Annotated in this window: 16 protein-coding genes and 1 tRNA gene; 9 read left to right on the forward strand and 8 right to left on the reverse strand. The window is 67.6% G+C overall.

The window, feature by feature from the left end; translation table 11 throughout:
* Position 1: 1 nt before the first annotated feature.
* Positions 2-721, forward strand: a complete 720-nt coding sequence (locus tag AncyloWKF20_RS11400; protein WP_279314189.1) for a histidine phosphatase family protein — start codon at positions 2-4, stop codon at positions 719-721.
* A 42-nt stretch (positions 722-763) separates the two neighbouring features.
* Here AncyloWKF20_RS11400 and AncyloWKF20_RS11405 read toward each other — a convergent pair whose 3' ends face one another.
* On the reverse strand, positions 764-1,039 hold the full coding sequence (locus AncyloWKF20_RS11405; protein WP_279314190.1) for a hypothetical protein: 276 nt from the start codon (positions 1,037-1,039) through the stop codon (positions 764-766).
* A 181-nt stretch (positions 1,040-1,220) separates the two neighbouring features.
* Here AncyloWKF20_RS11405 and AncyloWKF20_RS11410 point away from each other — a divergent pair, with 181 nt between their 5' ends.
* Positions 1,221-1,478: a hypothetical protein gene (locus AncyloWKF20_RS11410; RefSeq protein ID WP_279314191.1), complete on the forward strand. Its 258-nt coding sequence runs from the start codon at positions 1,221-1,223 to the stop codon at positions 1,476-1,478.
* A gap of 7 nt (positions 1,479-1,485) precedes the next feature.
* Here the strand turns inward: AncyloWKF20_RS11410 and AncyloWKF20_RS11415 are convergent, their stop codons facing one another.
* The 3 genes from AncyloWKF20_RS11415 to AncyloWKF20_RS11425 all read right to left on the reverse strand — a co-directional run bounded on the left by AncyloWKF20_RS11415 (position 1,486) and on the right by AncyloWKF20_RS11425 (position 3,251).
* Positions 1,486-2,577, reverse strand: a complete 1,092-nt coding sequence (locus AncyloWKF20_RS11415) for a rhamnan synthesis F family protein (protein ID WP_279314192.1) — start codon at positions 2,575-2,577, stop codon at positions 1,486-1,488.
* Positions 2,578-2,663: 86 nt separating this feature from the next.
* Positions 2,664-2,738: transfer RNA gene (locus AncyloWKF20_RS11420), tRNA-Val, on the reverse strand.
* Positions 2,739-2,891: 153 nt separating this feature from the next.
* Complete coding sequence (locus tag AncyloWKF20_RS11425; RefSeq protein ID WP_267585309.1) at positions 2,892-3,251, reverse strand: response regulator; 360 nt, start codon at positions 3,249-3,251, stop codon at positions 2,892-2,894.
* A gap of 374 nt (positions 3,252-3,625) precedes the next feature.
* Between AncyloWKF20_RS11425 and AncyloWKF20_RS11430 the strand changes: the two genes are divergently transcribed.
* Together AncyloWKF20_RS11430 and hisN are read left to right on the forward strand one after the other, a co-directional pair.
* On the forward strand, positions 3,626-4,513 hold the full coding sequence (locus tag AncyloWKF20_RS11430; RefSeq protein ID WP_279314193.1) for an N-formylglutamate amidohydrolase: 888 nt from the start codon (positions 3,626-3,628) through the stop codon (positions 4,511-4,513).
* 1,537 nt (positions 4,514-6,050) lie between these two features.
* On the forward strand, positions 6,051-6,836 hold the full coding sequence (gene hisN / locus AncyloWKF20_RS11435; protein WP_279314194.1) for a histidinol-phosphatase: 786 nt from the start codon (positions 6,051-6,053) through the stop codon (positions 6,834-6,836).
* A gap of 29 nt (positions 6,837-6,865) precedes the next feature.
* On the opposite strand, the gene AncyloWKF20_RS11440 is transcribed toward hisN, so the two are convergent.
* Both AncyloWKF20_RS11440 and AncyloWKF20_RS11445 read right to left on the reverse strand, forming a co-directional pair.
* Positions 6,866-7,807, reverse strand: coding sequence for an alpha/beta hydrolase (locus AncyloWKF20_RS11440; RefSeq protein WP_279314195.1), 942 nt, complete (start codon positions 7,805-7,807; stop codon positions 6,866-6,868).
* 146 nt (positions 7,808-7,953) lie between these two features.
* A complete protein-coding gene (locus tag AncyloWKF20_RS11445; RefSeq protein WP_279314196.1) occupies positions 7,954-8,274 on the reverse strand; it encodes a hypothetical protein in 321 nt (106 codons plus the stop codon).
* Positions 8,275-8,544: 270 nt separating this feature from the next.
* Here AncyloWKF20_RS11445 and AncyloWKF20_RS11450 point away from each other — a divergent pair, with 270 nt between their 5' ends.
* Positions 8,545-9,036 carry an Hsp20 family protein gene (locus AncyloWKF20_RS11450; protein WP_279314197.1) on the forward strand — a complete coding sequence of 164 codons (492 nt, stop codon included), beginning with the start codon at positions 8,545-8,547 and terminating at the stop codon, positions 9,034-9,036.
* Between the two features lie 89 nt (positions 9,037-9,125).
* Here the strand turns inward: AncyloWKF20_RS11450 and AncyloWKF20_RS11455 are convergent, their stop codons facing one another.
* Complete coding sequence (locus AncyloWKF20_RS11455) at positions 9,126-10,070, reverse strand: hypothetical protein (protein ID WP_279314198.1); 945 nt, start codon at positions 10,068-10,070, stop codon at positions 9,126-9,128.
* Between AncyloWKF20_RS11455 and AncyloWKF20_RS11460 the strand changes: the two genes are divergently transcribed.
* The 4 genes from AncyloWKF20_RS11460 to AncyloWKF20_RS11475 all read left to right on the forward strand — a co-directional run bounded on the left by AncyloWKF20_RS11460 (position 10,069) and on the right by AncyloWKF20_RS11475 (position 17,383).
* A complete protein-coding gene (locus tag AncyloWKF20_RS11460) occupies positions 10,069-10,398 on the forward strand; it encodes a hypothetical protein (protein ID WP_279314199.1) in 330 nt (109 codons plus the stop codon). The genes AncyloWKF20_RS11455 and AncyloWKF20_RS11460 overlap by 2 nt on opposite strands.
* A 212-nt stretch (positions 10,399-10,610) precedes the next feature.
* Entirely contained in the window at positions 10,611-15,308 is a 4,698-nt protein-coding gene (gltB, locus tag AncyloWKF20_RS11465) for a glutamate synthase large subunit (protein ID WP_347710392.1), read from the forward strand.
* Between the two features lie 171 nt (positions 15,309-15,479).
* A complete protein-coding gene (locus tag AncyloWKF20_RS11470) occupies positions 15,480-16,904 on the forward strand; it encodes a glutamate synthase subunit beta (RefSeq protein WP_279314201.1) in 1,425 nt (474 codons plus the stop codon).
* 11 nt (positions 16,905-16,915) lie between these two features.
* Positions 16,916-17,383: a VOC family protein gene (locus tag AncyloWKF20_RS11475; RefSeq protein WP_279314202.1), complete on the forward strand. Its 468-nt coding sequence runs from the start codon at positions 16,916-16,918 to the stop codon at positions 17,381-17,383.
* A 144-nt stretch (positions 17,384-17,527) separates the two neighbouring features.
* On the opposite strand, the gene AncyloWKF20_RS11480 is transcribed toward AncyloWKF20_RS11475, so the two are convergent.
* A complete protein-coding gene (locus tag AncyloWKF20_RS11480) occupies positions 17,528-19,030 on the reverse strand; it encodes a DUF459 domain-containing protein (protein WP_279314203.1) in 1,503 nt (500 codons plus the stop codon).

The raw sequence follows: 19,030 nt of genomic DNA on the forward strand, positions 1-19,030 counted from the left end.
GATGAAAACGGGGTTGGCGGTCCTGGCGGCGCTCGCTCTGGGTGTAACCGCCCTGCCCGCCGACGCGGCGCCCAAGCGCATCGTCATCGTGCGTCACGGCGAAAAGCTCTCGCCCGCCAGCCTGTGCGGTCTCGGTAAGGAGCGGGCGCAGGCGCTGGCGGATCAGTATCTGTCGCCCACCGATCCGATGAGCCTGATCGCCAAGGATCCGCCGGCGGCCATTCTCGCCATCACCCTGCACACGCTGGAGACCGCGCGGCCGATCGCCAAGGCCTGGGGCATGGAGATCGCCACCAACAAGCTGATGCTGACGCCGATCCATAACAACCGGCACGACAATGCGCTGATCAACACGCAGAATCGCAAGGTGGTAGCCGACCTCCTGGAGAATCCGCGCTGGCACGGCACCACGGTGGTGATGGTGTGGGAGCATTTCCACATCGCCAGCGAGGCGCTGGAGAAGGAGTTCGCTGGCGAGCAGGTGACACTGCGCCAGTTGCTCAAGCTCGACCAGGTGAAGGGCGTGCCCGGCGGGGTGCCGAAGACCTGGCCGGATGACAACTATAATTTCTTCTGGATACTGGACTATGACAGCCCGACCGCGACCATACCGTCGCGGTTTCATATGGTGCGGCAATATTTCAAGCCGCCGCACGATAATTTACCCTCCAACGACTGGGGAGCGCCCGAGGGCAGGCCCGCCAATTCCGGCTGCACCTGATCCCCGGACCCCCCCCGGTTCGTCATTGTCGGACGCCGCGCGTCAGTCGAAGGCGCGCTTGACCTGCTGGCCGGGCGAGTTCTTGCCCTGATAGAGCGGCCCGAACAGCGGCTGGTAGATCGGGCGATGCGCGTTCTGGCGCACCTGCTGGCGGCGCACGCGCTCACGTTCGCGCACATCGCGCTGCTCATAGCTGCCAATCGCCGGCAGCGGCTTGGTCGTGGTGGTGGTGGCATGGGCCGGCGTGCTGACCGGAACCATGAAGGCCGCCGCGAGCACGGCAGCACCGGCTGTGATGGCGATAGTCTTCGAGTTCATGACTGCCTCCCGTTGAAGTGGAATTGCAGTCTCAACGAAGAAATCGGCAAAGAGTTTCATCGCCGCGATTTTCGACAGCGGCGGCCCGACGCAGCCTGTCAAGCGCGGGAGGCGGAACGGGCATGCGCGCTACGCATTAGCTCGGCGCTGGGTCAGCCCCAGCGCAACCGGGAGACAGTTCATGACGGAAGCCGCCCCCTCCTCCGCGCTCATTCCCCCGCTCACGCTGCGCGATGGCGACACGCTGGTGGAGATCGCCTCGCTCGACGCGGCGCTGCTCTTCGCCGAGACGCATCCGCTTCACGAGGGCGACTATGAGGGCATGATCCGCCGGCTGCAGAGCGCGCACGAGACCGCGGACCGCATCGAGGCCAGCAACGCCTTCAAATGGTGGGCCGAATCGAACGGCATTCTCGTGGAGGCAGGCCTGCCGGAATAGCCGGCACTCACACCGACTCAGCCGGCTCGCTGTCCTCCGGCCGGGCGGCGGCGATCTCGGCCTGGATCACCGGGTCGAGCCGCTCCAGCAGCCCGAAACGCACCAGCTCCGCATGTTGGGCCTCGATGCGCTTCTTGAGGAAGGCGAGCCGCATGTCCATCAGCAGCACCGGATGGGCGTGGACGGTGGAGGCGAAAAGCTCGTGATTCGCCACGCGCGGGGCGAGGTCGTCGCGCAGCGCGCGGGCTGAATCGCCCGCCGCGAGCCGCGCCGCCATGGCGTTATAATCCTTGGGCGCGACGCCGCTCTGATGGGTGAAGATCGCCCGCAGCGTCGCCTCGTCCTCGATCCGGGCGAGGCTGTCGGCGAGTTCGCTCCAATGGGTAAGCGCGCTCACCTTGAAGCCGCGCTGCTTGAAGTGGCGCGAGACGAAGCGCTCGAAGCGATGGACGACCAGATATTTGTCGTCGACCAGCGGCATCTCCCGCCAGTAGCGGGCGAAGTCGGGGTGGGCGATCAGCCGGCCGGAGAAGCGGAAGAAATAGGACTGGATGTACTCATGATCCGGCGACGGCTTGCCGGCATTGCCCATGAGCAGCCCGACCACATCCGCCTCATTGGCGCGCAGGCGCTCCATCGCGTCGCTGTCGCGGGCAAGCGGAAACCAGATGCTGTCATTGAGGACATAGAGGGCGTCTAGCTTTCCGCCGCGCTCAAGCAGCGTCATCACGCCCTCGCGGTAGCCGCCGAAATCGTAGCCGACATTGGGCCGCTCGATGACGAGATGGCTGCGGGCGGCCAGCCGCGCGCGGTCTGCCGGGGTCAGCTTGGTGTTCGACACGACGACGGTGGAGACGCCGTGGTCGGCGAAATAGTCGAGCGTGAGAAAGGTCGAGGCGATGAGGCCGGCGGGCTGATAGATCAGCAGCACCGCCATTTCCGGCCGCGCGGGCTGCGCACCCTCGGTCACGGTGAGGCGGGAGGCGCGCTGGCGATCATAGGTCCAGCGGCGCAGGCGCCCACGGAAATACCAGGGCAGCGCATTGGCCTTGCGGCCCAGCCGGATCGCCTCGCGCTTCAGTTTCCAGAGGGGAATCATGCCCGCGCCACCAAGGAAAACAGGTCCTGCCCTGTAAGGGACACCCGGGCGGGCCTTTGGTCTCGCGGAGGGGAGGTTTTACGGAATGGTGGGCGCGACAGGGATTGAACCTGTGACCCCCTCGATGTCAACGAGGTGCTCTCCCGCTGAGCTACGCGCCCATTCCGTGGTCTCTTGCGAGCGGGGCTTCCCTATATCCATTCGCCCCGGCCTGTGCAAGCGGTCCTGCAAACGGTCGTGGCGGGGATGTGGATAGTTCCGCTCACCCCACCCGCTCCCGCAGGTTTCAGGCCGCCAGCATCATGCCGCCAGCATCATGCCGCCAGCATCTTGCCGACCTCGTTGACGAGATCGCGCAGATGGAAGGGCTTGGACAGCACCTTCGCATCCTTCGGCGCCTTGCTGTCGGCGTTGAGCGCGACGGCGGCGAAGCCGGTGATGAACATCACCTTGATGTCCGGGTCGAGCTCGGTCGCGCGGCGCGCCAGCTCGATTCCGTCCATCTCCGGCATGACGATGTCGGTCAGCAGCAGCTCGAACGGCTCCTCGCGCAGCCGGTCATAGGCCGAGCGGCCATTATCGAAGGAGGCAACGTCGTAACCGGCGTTCTCCAGCGCCTTCACCAGAAAGCGACGCATATCGTTGTCGTCTTCGGCGAGAAGGATCTTCAGCATCCCTTGCACCCTGTTCACTCGCGGCGGAGGCGCAGGAGCGTTCTCCCGCATGCACGCCCGGCAGCCTGTTGCCTCATCGGTACTCCCTCTGCTCTTAGCACATCGTGAATCGCCAGGGGATGCGGGGCGTATCCACAGGCCAACGGCAGGCGCGCGACCTCCCCCAGCCCCGCGCAGGCCAAGGCGATCATAGGGCTGGCTGTGCACGACTCGCACGCTCGTGTTCACGCGCGGCCCACGCGGGCGCGTTCCTCGTTCCGCACCGGGAACGCTCATGTTAGAGAAGCATTGTTGCACGCTGGAGGCGCTGGGGCCTCACCGCCATCACCGTGAGGGGCGGCACGGCGACACACGGGGTTGAGCTGGTCCTTGAGATGATGGCTGTCATTGCCGAAACCATCGATCCCGCCTTCGAGGTCGTGATGCCGGCCCAGCCGGCCCTGCCGTTCCTGTTCAATTCGCCCCATAGCGGCATCGTCTATCCGCGCGCCTTCGTCGAGCAGTCGCGGCTCGATCTGCCGCTGCTGCGCCGCTCGGAGGACACGCTGGTCGACGCGTTGTTCGCCGATGTCACGCAGCTCGGCATGGCGTTCATGCGAGCGCATTTCCCGCGCTGCTATCTCGACGTGAACCGCGAGCCCTATGAGCTCGATCCCCGCATGTTCGAGGGGCGCCTGCCGGCCTATGCCAATACGCGCTCCATGCGCGTCTCCGGCGGGCTGGGCACCATCGCGCGAATCGTCGGCGAGGCGCAGGAGATCTATGCAAGGCGCATCCCGATCGACGACGCCATCGCCCGCATCGACACGCTCTACAAGCCCTATCACCGCACGCTGCGCCAGATCATGACGCAGTTGCAGCGCAGCTTCGGCATGGCGGTGCTGGTTGACTGCCACTCCATGCCCTCCGGCTGCCAGCGCGAGGACCATTCCCGCATCGACATGGTGATCGGCGACCGCTACGGCACGAGCTGCGCGCCGGTGATTGCCGAGGTGCTGGAGAATGAGCTGCGCCGGCGGGGCTATTCGGTGGTGCGCAACAAGCCCTATGCGGGCGGCTTCATCACCGAGCATTACGGCAACCCGGCCTCGGGCGTTCACGCGGTGCAGATCGAGATCAACCGCGCGCTCTATATGCATGAGCCCACTTATCGGGCATCCGATGCCTTCGAAACCGTCCGCACCGACCTTATCGAGGTAGCGGCAGCCCTGGGGAAAATCGCCCAGGTGGAGCTGACGGCGAGCCGGGCGGCGGCGGAATAAGCTGAATCTTCAAAGACTTACGCTAAACACTACAAAAATGTGATCATGTGATGCAAAAGGCCGCATAACAGCCTTGCATTTTGGACATGAGAGCTATACGAATTCTGCACGCTCGGATCCGGGCAGTTCATCCCTCACCCAAAAGGGTCGAGACCGCGACAAGCGGCCGGGACAGAACGCCCTGAAAACCAGCCACCCGGACAGGGTGTCGGGAACGCCAAGCGGATGTGACGAAGATCGGCGACAGCCGGCGCGACCCATCCGACCCGGCACAAAAGAAAGAGGCCGCCCACGCGAAGCGAGAGCGGCCCAAGTCTAGGGAGGAAACGCCCAAGGAGGGCAGTACGGAGCGACGCCAATCGCTGCGTACGAGTTGGAAGATGTAGGTGCATTGCGGAATAATCAAGGCACCCTCCGCCACTTTCTGGCATACCAGATACGCAAACTCCGCCGTGTGACAAAATTGCCGCGATAACGGCCCGCCCGGCGACCGCTACATCTTCATAAAGGCTCGCTTCCCGCCTCTCGCCAACCGCGAGACGCCCGATGCGGGCCTTGCTTGTTTTCGGCCCAAGGCGAGCTTTCGGGCCACGACAGCCAGGAGACGCCGAGTCGCGTCATCCCCTACGCCGCCCCTTCCCACTACAATGGCGACCAGCCCACGCTCGGCGCCCGCACCGGGTCAGCCCCGCGCGGCGATCTTAATCCGCGCGCGGGCGCCGCGCCTTCGCTCATGCGACCAGTGACGCGCCGCCCCAGCGCCACCGTGCCCGATGACGGGCAAATGAGGTGCGCGCCTCCGGCGAGGGAGCGGACACGTAAGTGAGCTTTGAGGGGCTGAAAAGAAAGAGGCCGCTCGCGCGAAAGCGGAGCGGCCCAAGTCTAGGGAGGAAACGCCCAAGAAGGGCGGCCGGGGCGCGACGCCAATCACGCCCGGGCACTGAGGTTGATATACCGGTGCATCGCACAAATAGCAAGGCTCAAACGAAAGAAACGAAACCGACCTCACCAGAGCGTGAGCGCGAATGACGCAAATCGCGCCCCGTGCGCGCATCGACGGCAGCGACCAACCCAGCGTAGGCAGCGGGAACTGCGCGGCGGCACACGGCATCGCACGCACAAGCCCAGCCCCTCGGCACCCTCATTGGGCCGACAAATAAAATTCAACGATTTCAAGGGGTTATAAAAAGAAAGGGGCCGCTCACGTTGCCGGAGCGGCCCAAGTCTAGGGAGGAAACGCCCAAGGAGGGCGGCGGTGGGGCAACGCCAATCGCCTCACCGCACTGCAATAATATGGCAGCTTCACTGCCCGAGCGCAACGGATAGGCATGCCCAATCCTTCATCTTGTCGGAATGGCAGCCATGCGCTGAGCGCGCAGCAGGTGAGGCGCGCACCTCAGCGTTCCACGCGCATCATCCCAGAGCGCCCTGCCACACCCCCATGCCTCCCCCGCCCGGCCAATTGCCGAGCCGGGCGCGGCCCGATATGCGTTGCGGGAAAGCGCCGGGCGGCCGGCGGGCAGCGGGAGCGGGGCGCATGGGCGCGGTGGATTTCGAGACTTTCGTGCACGAACTGGCGACGGTCTCCGGCCAGGCCATCCTGCCCTTCTTCCGCACCGCCATCGGCGTCGAGGACAAGAACAGCGGCGGCGCCTTCGATCCGGTCACCGCGGCTGACCGCGCCGCCGAGCAGGCGATGCGCACGCTGATCCGCCGCCATTTCCCCAGCCACGGCGTGCGCGGCGAGGAATTCCCCGATGAGGGTCTCGACGCGGAATATGTCTGGGTGCTCGACCCGATCGACGGCACCAAGTCCTTCATCACCGGCCTGCCCGCCTGGGGCACGCTGATCGGCCTGTGCCGTGAGGACGAGCCAGCCTATGGCATGATGCACCAGCCCTTCATTGGCGAGCGCTTCTATGGCGACGGCGCCACGGCGCGCTATCGCGGCCCGGCCGGGGAGCGGCGCCTGCGCGTGCGCCCCTGTGCGGCGCTGGAGGACGCGATCCTGCTCACCACCTCGCCGCTGCTGATGGAAGAGGCCGACCGCGCCCTCTATCGCGCGGTGGAGGAGCGTGCCCGCCTGCCGCGCTATGGCGGCGACTGCTACGCCTATTGCATGCTCGCGGCGGGCCATGTCGATCTCGTCATCGAGACCAACCTCAAGGCGTTCGACATATTGCCGCTTGTCCCCGTCATTCGCGGCGCGGGCGGCATTGTCACGAGCTGGGAAGGCACAGATGACCTGTCGAGCGGCCGGGTGATCGCGGCCGGTGACCCGCGCACCCACGAAGCCGCGCTGAAAGTGCTCCAGCAGGGCTGAGAGCGGCGTCCCGCCTGCGCGGAAAAGATCTAGCGCGCGCTGCCCGGAATGAAGGCGTCGAAGGCGGCGAGCAGCGGCTCGCGGAAGGCGTCGCGCTCCTGCAGCAATTCGTGCCGCGCGCCGGGAATGACCAGGCTCGCCCCGGCGATCAGCCGCGTGCCGAAACGCTCAATGGCCGGCGTCGAAACGATCTGGTCGTCGCCCGCCGCCACCATCAGCAGCGGCTGACGGATCGCCCGCGCGGTCTGCGGCTCGGCGAAGCGGTCCATCAGGTCGAAGGCGGCCGTCACCCAGCCAATGGTCGGCGGGCCGACATCGAGCTGCGGCTGCTCCATGGTGATGGTGAGGTTGCGGGCGAAACGCGCCGGGTCCGAGGTCAGCCGGTTGCCGTCGAAATGGAACTCGTTGAGCCGCACCCGACGCCCACGCGGCACATAGGCGCGCGAAAAGCCAATGCCGGTGAGCACGCGCGCCAGCCGCCGCGCCGCCACATCATGCTTGACCAGCGACAGCTCCAGCATGGGCGCGACGAGGAACATGCGGTCGAAGATGCGCTCGCCCGCGCGCGCGGAATCGAGAAGAATCGCGGCACCCATGGAATGGGCGAGCGCGAAGAACGGCGCCGGACAGGACGGGATGACCACCTCGCGCATGAAGGCTTCGAGGTCGTACTGATAATCCGCGAAGTCCTCGACATGCCCCTTCATCGGGTTGCGCAGCAGGCGCTGCGAGCCGCCCTGCCCGCGCCAGTCCATCGCGGCGACCGTGAAGCCGCGCTTTATGAGGTCGCGCACCGTCTCGAAATACTTCTCGATCTTCTCGGTGCGCCCGGCGAACAGGCACACCGTGCCAAGCGCGGGCCCCTCCGGATCCCAGCGGGCGAAGCGCAGCGATACGCCATCCGCCGTGGCGACCTGTCCGGTCTGCGCGCCCGCGGGCACGGGGTTGTCCTTGGTGCTGAACAGCGTCATCAGGCGGGCATCTTGCACGAGGGAGACCGGAAGGCGAGAGCAGGCGGGCGCACACGTCGCGCGCGCTGGGCAGCGCTTATAACGAAGCCATGTGACGGAACAAACCGACCGTACGAGCGGACACGAGAGTCGCGGCGATCACCGGTTCAATAGCGCTTGTCGCCGAAGCCAATGACCTTCATGCCGTTGATCGCGCCCGACATGGCATCGACGATGAGCTGCACCCGTTCCCCGCGCGGCCCGTTCGCCTCCATGAGCAGCGTCGGCCCCCGACGGCGGATGACGGAGATGTTGGTGAAGCCGCGCGCCGCCAGCATCCGCGTCGCCGCCTCGTCGTCCACCTCGCCGCCGCGCGCGGGCGGTGCGTTGTAGGGATCGAACGGACCGGGAGGCGGGCCATAGGGGCCAGGCGGCGGGTAGCCCTGGGCGAGCGTGCTCCCCCCGCTCGCGGCGGCGAGCAGGACCACAAGCACGATCCGCGCGGATAATCGCCTGCGCACGCGCATCCTCTCTCGACCGGGGCCTTCGCTCACCTAGAACAACAGCCGTGAACCGGGGCGGAGCACCCCGTTCATCCAGCGTTCATCTTCGGCCGCCGACCCGCGCGCCCCCTCTTGCGCCGGCCAAAGGCCTTCCTATCTCGAAGATGTACCGGCCCGATGGCGGTACGCAAACCGGGTCCGGCTCAGGAGAGCGGACCTATCAATCGCATGTCGCTTGAATGTGAGGATATGCCTATGCGTACGTTTGATTTCACCCCCCTGCAGCGCTCGACCGTGGGCTTCGACCGCCTGTTCTCCCTGCTCGACCAGATGGGCACGGTGGACAGCACGACGACCTACCCGCCCTATAATATCGAGCGCACCGGCGAGAACGCCTACCGCATCACCGTGGCGGTCGCCGGCTTCACCGATCAGGATCTCGACATCGAGGTGAAGGAAAATACCCTTGCCATCCGCGGCGACCGCAAGGTCGAGAGCGCGGGCAATGCTCCCGGCGAGGTGCTCTATCAGGGCATCGCCGCGCGCGCCTTCGAGCGCCGCTTCCAGCTCGCCGATCATGTGGAGGTGCGGGGCGCGAGCCTCGCCAATGGCCTGCTCCATGTCGACCTCGTGCGGGAAATCCCCGAGGCGATGAAGCCGCGCCGCATCCCGATCGCCGCCAGCAGCGCGACCCCGCGCGTGCTTGAGGCGAAGGTGAACGAGCCCGCCGACGCCAAGGCGGCGTGACGCTCCGCGACGTCGAGCGCGGCTCGACCGCGCTCTCTTCCGATAAGTCGGCGCCCCGGGAGACCGGGGCGCTTTGTTTTTGACGGGGATCAGGGCGCCGGCGCCGGCGTCGTCCCTCCGCCATCGCGGGCGATGACCGAGGCGGTGCCGGCGGAGCCGTCAGGCGCGCCCGTGCCGACGCCCGTGCCCACGCCCGCCGCCGCGCCGGATGGCGCAGTGCCGGGCGGCACGGCAACGCCGGGAATGACCCGGATCGGACCATTGGCGACGGCGGGAGCCGGAGCCTGGGCGGGCGCCGGGGCGGCGGCGGCCGGCGGATTGGCCGGTAGGGTCGTGGGGGGCGGAGAGGACGGCGGATTATAGGCGCCGGGGCCGGTATCGACCTCGTCCACCGAATCGTCCGTATCCGGCCCCTGCGGCACGGCGGAGGGCGCCATGGGCCCCTGCCCGGCCGGCGGAACGGCGGCGAATTCCGGCTGGCGCGTGGGCGGCAGCGGCGGCTGGGCCGGAAGCGCTAGGGGTTGCGCCACTTGCGGGGCGACTTGGCGGCCGACCACGCCGCCCATGCCGCTCGGCACATTCAGTGCGGCCGGCGGCGGGTTCCAGCCGCCATTGCCGGGCGGCGGTGCGCCATAGCCGGTGGCGCTGGCATCCGGCCCGATCGGAATCATCGAGATGATGCGTCCGCTCATGGCGTCGATGCGCACGCGCTGGCGCATGCCGCGCGGATCAGTGGCATCGACCGCGTAGATGTTGCTGCCCGCCCGCACGCGCCCGACATTGCTCATGCCCATAGAGCGCAGCATCGGCTCCACATCCTGCGGCGGCAGGGCGACGGGCGGCGCATTGTAGTCGGCGGGGCCCGGCTGGCTGTAGGCGTTGAGGTCCAGGTCGATATAGGGCTGCACATATGGCCGGCCGTAAGGCCGATCATAGGACTGCGCCGCCGCCGGGGCGGCGGTGACGAGGAGAGCGGCAGCCGCGAGCAGGTGCCGCGAGCGGAGCCGGGCGACACGGGCCGGAAGGGCGGGCATGGAAGCCTCCGAAGGGATCGTTCCGAAGCGGCATAACAGCGCGCGAATACGGCAAGGGCAGGACGAAGCCGCCCAGCCCCCGGTAACGGCACGCCGCGCCAGCCTGCCACAGCGAGGCTTGCGCGAGGCTCGCAGACGCCACACCCAGCCGAAACCGGCGGATCAGTGGCACCCGATCACGGGCAAGAGCATTGCGCCGGGAATCACGTCGCCTTACCGTTCCTTTCGTCGGACGGGGGCTGCTCCGCAACAAGTCGCAAAAATCGCCGGGATCGGCTATGTCACGGCGCTTGTGCGCGGACAGCAATTCTGGCATCTTCGCGATTGATAGGGAAGCTATGCTGTCCTATAATGGGATGAGGTCGCCGCTCGGCTGCGCAGGATGCGACGCGGGGCGGGCCGAAACGCGCGTCATTTGAGAACGGCGAGCATCTTCGCGGGGGGAGCGCCCCGCGGGAACGGAAAGCATCCGGCACGCCGAAGCACGACCCGAAGGGAGATACGGGGATGAGTGAGGAACTTGGCGGCGTCGCCGCGCGCATGATCAGCGAGGCATCGGTTCGTCCGGCCGCGACGGATCGCGCCGCTGCGAAAGCCATTTCCCACATCGACCCGGGCCTTCCGGTCGCGCAGGGTCTCTATGACCCGCGCAACGAGAAGGATTCCTGCGGCGTCGGCTTCATCGCCGACATCAAGGGCCGCAAGTCGCACGAGATCGTGCAGGACGGCCTGCGCATCCTCCTGAACCTCGAACATCGCGGCGCGGTGGGCGCGGACCCGCGCGCCGGCGACGGCGCCGGCATGCTGGTGCAGATCCCGCATCGCTTCTTCGCCAAGGAAGCGGCCAAGCTCGGCTTCGGCCTGCCCGAGCCCGGCCAGTACGCCGTCGGCCATGTCTTCCTGCCGCAGGATGTGGAAGGCCAGCAGATCGTCCGCGAGACCTTCGAGCGCGTGGTCGCCGAAGAAGGCCAGGTGCTGCTCGGCTGGCGCGACGTGCCTACCGACAACACCTCGCTCGGCCACACCGTGCTGCCGACCGAGCCCAAGCACATCCAGGTCTTCATCGGCCGGGGCGAGCAGACCCATAGCGAGGACGAGTTCGAGCGCCGGCTGTTCATCCTGCGCAAGGTCGTCTCCAACGCGGTCTATGACGCCAAGGACCCGCGCACGGCCGGCTATTACGTCGTGTCGCTGTCCTGCCGCACCATCGTCTACAAGGGCATGTTCAACGCCGACCAGCTCGGCGCCTATTATGCCGACCTACACGACCCGATGTTCGAGAGCGCCGTCGCCCTCGTTCACCAGCGCTTCTCGACCAACACCTTCCCGGCCTGGTCGCTGGCCCATCCCTACCGGATGGTCGCCCATAACGGCGAGATCAACACGCTGCGCGGCAACGTGAACTGGATGGCGGCCCGCCAGGCCTCCGTCGACAGCGAGCTGTTCGGCAACGACATCTCCAAGCTCTGGCCGATCTCCTATGAGGGCCAGTCGGACACCGCCTGCTTCGACAACGCGCTCGAATTCCTCATTCAGGGCGGCTACGAGCTGCCGCATGCGGCGATGATGCTCGTGCCCGAAGCGTGGGCCGGCAACCCGCTGATGAACGAGGAACGCCGCGCCTTCTACGAGTACCACGCCGCCATGATGGAGCCGTGGGACGGGCCGGCCGCTATCGTCGCCACCGACGGGCGCCAGATCGTCGCGACGCTCGACCGTAACGGCCTGCGCCCGGCGCGCTATCTCGTCACCCGCGACGACAAGATCGTGCTGGCGTCGGAAATGGGCGTGCTCACCTTCCCCGAGGACCAGATCGTCACCAAGTGGCGCCTGCAGCCGGGCAAGATGCTGCTGGTCGACCTTGAGGAGGGCCGCCTCGTGCCGGACGAGGAGGTGAAGACCACCCTCGCCAAGGCGCATCCCTATAAGGAGTGGCTGAAGCGCACCCAGCTCGTGCTGGAGGAGCTGCGTCCCGTCGAGGCGCGCGAGGTGCGCACCGACGTGTCGCTGCTCGATCGCCAGCAGGCTTTCGGCTACACGCAGGAAGACCTCAAGCTGCTGATGGCGCCGATGGCGACCACCGGGCAGGAGGCGGTCGGCTCCATGGGCACCGACACGCCCATCTCGCCGCTGTCCAAGCGTTCCAAGTCGCTCTTCACCTATTTCAAGCAGAACTTCGCCCAGGTCACCAACCCGCCGATCGATCCGATCCGAGAGGAGCTGGTGATGAGCCTCGTCTCCTTCATCGGGCCGCGGCCGAACATCTTCGACCTCGAAGGCAATTCGCGCCGCAAGCGGCTCGAAGTGCGCCAGCCCATCCTGACCAATGGTGATCTGGAGAAGATCCGCTCCATCGGCTTCATGGAGGAGCGGTTCGACACCCGCACGCTCGACATCACCTACCCGTCCGACAAGGGCGCGGCAGGCATGGAGGACGCGGTCGAGCGCCTGTGCGAGCGCGCCGAGGCGGCGGTGCATGGTGGCTACAACATCATCATCCTGTCCGACCGCCTGGTCGGGCCGGACCGGATCCCGATTCCCTCGCTGCTGGCGACCGCGAGCGTGCACCACCACCTGATCCGCAAGGGGCTGCGCACCTCGGTCGGTCTCGTGGTGGAGACGGGTGAGGCGCGCGAAGTGCATCACTTCGCCTGTCTGGCCGGCTACGGCGCCGAGGCGATCAACCCCTATCTCGCCTTCGAGACGATGATCGACATGCGCGTCGACATCCCCGAGGAGGTGGACGAGTACGAGATCGTCAAGCGCTACATCAAGTCGATCGACAAGGGTCTGCTCAAGGTCATGTCCAAGATGGGCATCTCGACCTACCAGTCCTATTGCGGCGCGCAGATCTTCGACGCGGTTGGCCTCTCCACCGAGGTGATCGCCAAGTACTTCTCCGGCACCGCCTCCTCGATCGGCGGCATCGGTCTCGCCGAGATCGCCGAGGAGACGGCGATGCGCCATCGCGACGCCTTTGGCGACGCGCCGGTATACCGCACCACGCTCGATGTCGGCGGCGACTACGCCTTCCGCCTGCGCGGCGAAGAGCATGCCTGGGATCCGGAGACGGTCGCGGTGCTGCAGCACGCCGTGCGCGGCAATGCGCAGGACAAGTACCGCCACTTCGCCCAGCTGGTGAACGAGGCCGGCGCCAAGACGCTGAACGTGCGTTCGCTGTTCCGCATCCGCGAAGCGGGCGAGCTCGGCCGCGCGCCGATCCCGCTCGAGGATGTCGAGCCGGCGGTGGACATCGTCAAGCGCTTCGTTACCGGCGCCATGTCCTTCGGCTCGATCTCGCGCGAGGCGCACACCACGCTCGCCATCGCCATGAACCGGATCGGCGGCAAGTCGAACACCGGCGAGGGCGGCGAGGAAGCCACGCGCTTCAAGCCGCTGGCCAATGGCGACTCCATGCGCTCGGCGATCAAGCAGGTGGCCTCCGGCCGCTTCGGCGTGACGGCGGACTATCTCGTCAATGCCGACATGATCCAGATCAAGATGGCGCAGGGTGCCAAGCCCGGTGAAGGCGGCCAGTTGCCCGGCCACAAGGTCGATGCGGTGATTGCCAAGGTGCGCCACTCGACCCCCGGCGTCGGCCTCATCTCGCCGCCGCCGCACCACGACATCTACTCGATCGAGGATCTGGCGCAGCTCATCTACGACCTGAAGAACGTCAACCCGGAAGCCGACATCTCGGTGAAGCTGGTTTCCGAGGTCGGCGTGGGCACGGTCGCGGCCGGCGTCGCCAAGGCGCGTGCCGACCACATCACCATCTCCGGCTTCGAGGGTGGCACGGGCGCTTCGCCGCTCACCGCCATCAAGCATGCCGGCAGCCCGTGGGAGATGGGCCTCGCCGAGGCGCATCAGACGCTGGTGCTGAACAATCTGCGCGGGCGCATCGCCCTGCAGGTCGACGGCGGCCTGCGCACCGGGCGCGACGTGGTGATCGGCGCGCTGCTCGGCGCGGATGACTTCGCCTTCTCCACCGCCCCGCTCATCGCGGCCGGCTGCATCATGATGCGCAAGTGCCACCTGAACACCTGCCCAGTGGGCGTGGCGACGCAGGATCCCGTCCTGCGCAAGCGCTTCAAGGGCACGCCGGAGCATGTGATCAACTACTTCTTCTTCGTCGCCGAGGAAGTGCGGGAGATCATGGCCTCGATGGGCATCGCCAGCTTCAACGAGCTGATCGGCCGTTCCGACTGGCTCGACCAGCGCGAGGCGATCGAGCACTGGAAGGCCAAGGGTCTCGACTTCAGCCGCGTCTTCGCCAAGCCGGAGGTCGGTCCCGACGTCGCGATCCGTCATACCGAGCGGCAGAACCACCCGATCCAGCACGTGCTGGACCGCACCCTGATCCACCAGGCCATGCCGGCGCTGGAGAGCGGGGAGAAGGTGGTCATCCACAGCCAGATCAAGAGCATCAACCGCTCCGTCGGTGCGATGCTCTCGGGCGAGGTGGCCAAGCGCTATGGCGACACCGGCCTGCCGGACGACACGATCGACATCCATCTGACCGGCACCGCCGGCCAGGCCTTCGGCGCCTTCCTCGCCACCGGCGTTTCGATGACGCTGGTCGGCGAAGCCAACGACTATGTCGGCAAGGGCCTCTCGGGCGGGCGCATCGTGGTGCGTCCGGCGGACAATACCGGCATCGTGCCGGAGAACTCGATCATCGTCGGCAACACCGTGCTCTACGGCGCGACCTCCGGCGAGGTCTACTTCCACGGCGTTGCCGGCGAACGCTTTGCCGTCCGCAACTCGGGCGCCATCGCGGTGGTCGAGGGCACGGGCGACCATGGGTGCGAGTACATGACCGGCGGCGTGGTCGTCGTCATCGGCCAGACCGGGCGCAATTTCGCGGCCGGCATGTCCGGCGGCGTGGCCTATGTGCTGGACGAGGACGGCAGCTTCAAGAACCGCTGCAACCTCTCCATGGTCGATCTCGAGCCGGTCGAGGAAGAGGAAGACCTGCTGGAACGCCTGCACCACCATGGTGGCGACCTGGAATTCAAGGGCCGCATCGACATCATGGCGGATATGGGCCACCACGACGAGGAGCGCCTCCACCAGCTCATCGCCAAGCACCTGCACTACACGGGCTCGCAGCGGGCGCAGACCATTCTCGACAACTGGACCGAGTACCGCTCCAAGTTCGTCAAGGTCATGCCGGTCGAGTATCAGCGGGCGCTGCGCGAGATGGAGAAAGCCCGCGGCCTGCAGGCGGCCGAATAGCCGCCTGCCCCCTCCCGCGGGAGCGGCAGGGAAGGCCCCGACAACGGGCCACGACCGTCGTCGTGGCGCGGCCGTGTGCCGCGCCGTCATTTTCCAACTGGCACGTTTGATGTATCTGCACCGGGGGCTAGAACGCCTCCAGGGTGGCGGTGCTCCGCGAAAGAGGGCGCAATGGGTAAGGTTACGGGCTTTCTCGAGATCGATCGGCGCGAGGCGAAGTATCAGCCGGCGTCCGACCGCATTCGCCATTTCCGCGAGTTCACCCTGCCGCTGCCGGATGCGGAAGTCGCCAACCAGGCCTCGCGCTGCATGGATTGCGGCGTGCCGTTCTGCCATGGGCCGAATGGCTGCCCGGTGCACAACCAGATCCCGGACTGGAACGACCTCGTCTATAACGGGAACTGGGAGGAAGCCGCGCGCAACCTCCACTCGACCAACAACTTCCCGGAATTCACCGGCCGCATCTGCCCCGCGCCCTGCGAGGAAGCCTGCACGCTGAACCTGGAAGACGTGCCCGTCACCATCAAGACGGTCGAACAGGCCATCGCCGACAAGGCGTGGAAGGCCGGCTGGGTGAAGCCCGAGCCGCCCTCGACCCGCACCGGCAAGACCGTCGCCATCGTCGGCTCCGGCCCGGCCGGTCTTGCGGCCGCCCAGCAGCTCGCCCGCACCGGCCACGATGTCCATGTGTTCGAGCGCGAGCCCAAGGCCGGCGGCCTGCTGCGCTACGGCATCCCGGACTTCAAGATGGAGAAGCACTACATCGACCGCCGCGTGGCGCAGATGGAGGCCGAGGGCGTCACCTTCCATTACGGGGTGAATGTCGGCGTTACCAAGCCGCTCGACGAACTGCTCGCGCAGTATGACGCGGTGCTGATGTGCGGCGGCTCGGAATCCCCGCGCAATCCCGGCCTGCCCGGCCAGGAGCTGGAAGGCGTGCATTACGCCATGCCCTATCTGGTGCAGCAGAACCGCCGCATCGGCCGTGAGGATGTGAGCCGCGAGACCCCGATCCTCGCCGCCGGCAAGCATGTCGTGGTCATCGGCGGTGGCGACACGGCGTCCGACTGCGTCGGCACCTCCTTCCGCCAGGGCGCGCTTTCCGTTCACCAGCTCGACATCCGCGCGGTGCCGCCGCTGAAGGAAGACAAGCTGGCCGTGTGGCCGTATTGGCCGACCAAGTTCCGCACCTCCACCAGCCAGGCCGAGGGCGCCGACCGCGAATTCGCCGCCGCGACCCTCGCCATCGAAGGCAAGAAGGGCCACGTCACCGCGGTGAAGTGCGCCCGCGTCGATGCCAAGCGCCAGCCCATTCCCGGCACCGAGTTCCTCATCAAGGCGGACCTCGTCTTCATCGCGCTCGGCTTCGCGCATCCGGTGCGCGAGGGGATGCTGGAGCAGTCCGGCCTCGGTCTCGACAAGCGCGGCAATGTCGCGGCGACCGAGCTCGACTACGCGACCAGCGTGCCGAAGCTGTTCGCCGCCGGCGACATGCGGCGCGGCCAGTCGCTGGTCGTGTGGGCGATCCGCGAGGGCCGGCAGGCCGCCGCCTCCATCGACACCTTCCTGATGGGCGCGACGGTTCTGCCGCGCTGAGGACAACGCTGATGTCGGGCGAACCGAGCGAGGCACCATCCTCCCTCCCGCCCGATTTTGTGTGGGCGCCCCTCGTTCCCGAGCTGCTGGTGACGGACATCGCCGCCAGCCTCGCCTTCTGGTGCGGCCTGTGCGGCTTCGCCATTGCCTATGCGCGCGAGGAAGACCGCTTCGCCTATCTCCAGCGCGAGGGCGCGCAGCTCATGCTGGAGGAGATCGGCGAAGGCCGGCACTGGATCACCGGTCCGCTCGAGCGCCCCTTTGGACGCGGCCTCAATATCCAGATCGCGACAAGCAGCGTCGCACCGATCCTCGCCGCGCTCAGGGCGGCGGCATGGCCGCTCTATATGGACGTCGAGGATAAATGGTACCGGGCCGGGACGATGGAGACCGGCGTGCGCCAGTTCCTCGTGCAGGATCCGGACGGCTATCTGCTCCGCTTCTCCGAAGGTCTCGGCCTGCGGCCCTGCGAGGGCTGATCCGCGGCACGGACGGTGCTACCCGCTCCATCCCGGCCGCGGCGCCGCGCAGGAGCGGGGATCAATCTCAGCGCATTACGACATCAATCATTCCGGCGCGGTCACGGCTCGGCCTTCGGCCGTCCGGGACGACGGTGTCGCGCGCTAGGGCGCGCCCGTTCCCACCCCTGCCCCGCTTGCCGGCGTGCCCACGGGGGTCGCCGCCGACGGCAGCGGGCCAGCGGGTAAGGCACCCGCCGGGGCAGCCGGCACCAGCGGATCGGCGGTCGCGGCGGGCTGGCCGGCGGGCCAGCGGAAATCGTCGGTCCGGCCGATGACAACGGGCAGCGGTGCCCCGGTCAGCAGCGCCTTGGCGGGCTCGGGCTCCTCCGGTCGCGCGGAGAGCGGCAGCGACGCCGGCGTGGCGGCGGGCAGGGAGCCCGGAAGCAGTGTGCCCGGCGCGCCGGCCAGAGTGCGCGCGCCGGCGGAGGCTCCGCCCGTCAGCAGAATGATCGAGGGTCGCGCCTCAGCCGGGTTCGCCGCGGCGGCTGCGGCAGCGGGGTCGAGCGGCTGCGCCAGCAGCGCGTCGAGGTGGCGGTCAACGAAGAAGGCGAGCTTGCGGCCACCGGCACGGGTGAAGCCGACACCATCGGCGCTGCGCAGGCGTCGGCGCTGGCCGTCAACATCGGGGCCGGAGGTCATGAACTTGCCGTCCTCGTCGACGAAGCCGTCGGTGACATCGGCATAGACCAGCCCGGCACGTTCTACCCGTTCCTTGAGCAGGGCATTGAGCTCGACATTGCGCTGGTTCGCCGCCGCATCCTCGACCGGCGGCAGGCCGACCACGACAACAGGACGGCCGGCGAGTTTCAGGCCGAGCAGGAAATCCTCCATCCGCCGGCCATAAAGGCCGCGCCAGCGCTCGTCGAACAGCTCGGCGCGACCCGTTGGATCCTCGATCGGCGTGAGATCGTTCAGGCCCGCGAGCACCACCACGACATTGGGCTGCTCGGTCGCGGTGAGCTGGCGGCCATTGGCGATCCAGTCATAGGGGCTGGCGGGGCCGAGGCCGGAACCGGGCTGCGTCTTGGCGGCGACCGCGACCGTCTCGCGATCCGCCGCGAAACCATCGGCGAGGCCCTGCGCGAGCGGCGTCGCCAGCTCGTCGCCGAGCACCAGCACCACTTCCTTGATTTTATCGGAATCCGCCCGCGCCGCCGCCACCGTCTCGAAGACGGTGCCGCGCGGCTCGGCCGGCTGGGCGATGACGGGGGGCGCGGCCACCGGCGGCGGCACATAGTCATTTGAGCGGCCTGGCGCCACGCGGCGCGGCTGATCGGAGCGGAACAGGTTGAACAGCGGGGCGAAGGGCGACCAGGTCTGGCGCTGCGGCTCCGGCACCTGACGGCGCTGCGCCTGAGGCGTTACGCCCTGCTGCCGGCGCTGCGGCACCTGGCGTTGCTGCTGCTGAGGCGGCGCCTGCCGGTACTGCTGCTGCGGCGGCGCCTGCCGGGAGGGCGCGCCGACATTGCCCGGCGGGCGGAACCAGTCGCTCTGCGCCAGCGCCGGGCCGGTGCCGAGAAGCGGCAGCGACAGGCCGCCGGCCGCCAGCGCAATGGCGAGCGGCAGCGCCGTCAGTATCCCAGCGAAGCGGCGTGCGCCCATCAT

Source organism: Ancylobacter sp. WKF20 (assembly GCF_029760895.1).
Lineage (GTDB): Bacteria > Pseudomonadota > Alphaproteobacteria > Rhizobiales > Xanthobacteraceae > Ancylobacter.